The 1,199-nt window shown below is 45.2% G+C and carries 1 protein-coding gene; it reads right to left on the bottom strand.

The features are described from left to right. Positions 1-1,199, bottom strand: a 1,199-nt coding sequence (locus tag AC04NP_RS30495; protein ID WP_482863912.1) for a condensation domain-containing protein, incomplete at both ends; no start/stop codon positions are given.

The following is a 1,199-nucleotide window of genomic DNA, read 5'->3' as shown; positions in this document are numbered from 1 at the left end:
TTTCAAACAAATCGACTACCGTCTTATTCTTGGGATAAGCAATCTCCGTATCATTGAATGCTTCTAATAATTGATGCCTTTCTTCATTGGGTATAATGGACAGTTCACTAACGGCTGTTTCCGATCCCTTATCGATATGTTCCAGTAAGAGCGTTAATGCTTCCTCCATGTAGGATACGACAGCCGAAGGATCGATACCCACATCAGAGATCTTGGCTGTTAACCCAAAATCATTACCAAAATCATCGACATCAAAATTGAAAGGGAAATTATTACGGGCCCCTCCTGATAATATTTTAGCCCCTGCATCAAAGGGCTTATCTGGTTTATCTGATGATGAACCTGGAGCTGAATGACGGTAATTTAACAGGGCACTGAACAGGGGAACATCATTGGTGATACCACTCCAATCATGGACATTTGACAACGGGGTCTGTTCATGGGACAGGAGTTCTTGCAGACGCTCATTGGTATGGCTAATGTATGCCGGTATATCACCCTTAAGGTCTAACAATACGGGCAGGGTATTCATAAATAAGCCCAACGAGGCTGCGGAGCCTTTAGCCCCTTGTAATCTTCCTACAAGCGCAGAACCAAAGAGGGCATGATCCGTCCCACTGCACCTTCCTACTACCAGACCAAAGGCCGCATGGAACAGTACGGCGGGGCTTAGCTGTAGATCACTGGATACCTGACGTACAGCATCGCGTAATTCAGAAGACAACATCGCTTTTGAAGATACAATACGAGTCGATCCATCTACCTGATTATCTGAAAGATTGAAAGGATAAGTGGATTCTGAAACACCTCCATACAAAGTACTGAAGTAAGTTTTACTCTCCGCTAATTTGTCTTTATTTAAGGTATGCCCTATAAAGTCACGGTACAGGGACGGGGTGGGAAGCCGGTCTTCCTTTCCTGACAAATAGAGGGCGATCTCTTCCGCCACTTTTTCCAGACCGACGTGGTCGCTCATCAAATGATGATGGTTCACTACCAAATAATAGGCCTTGTTGGCTACATCATCGGCTACCTTTACTTGTAACATCGGCGCTGTTGTCAAATCCATGTACAAACCATCCGGGTCAATGGCTTTTTCTACCTGAGGTAAGATGTCGTGACTGCTGTCAATTGGTAACGCTTCTACGGGCAGTTCCACTTCCCGTAATACCACCTGTAGATTTTGGGAAAGCCCCGAG

The sequence above is a fragment of the Agaribacillus sp. DX54 genome (assembly GCF_056858335.1).
The sequence above is the reverse complement of the archived record's forward strand: the minus strand, read 5'-3'. Positions and strand labels throughout refer to the sequence as shown.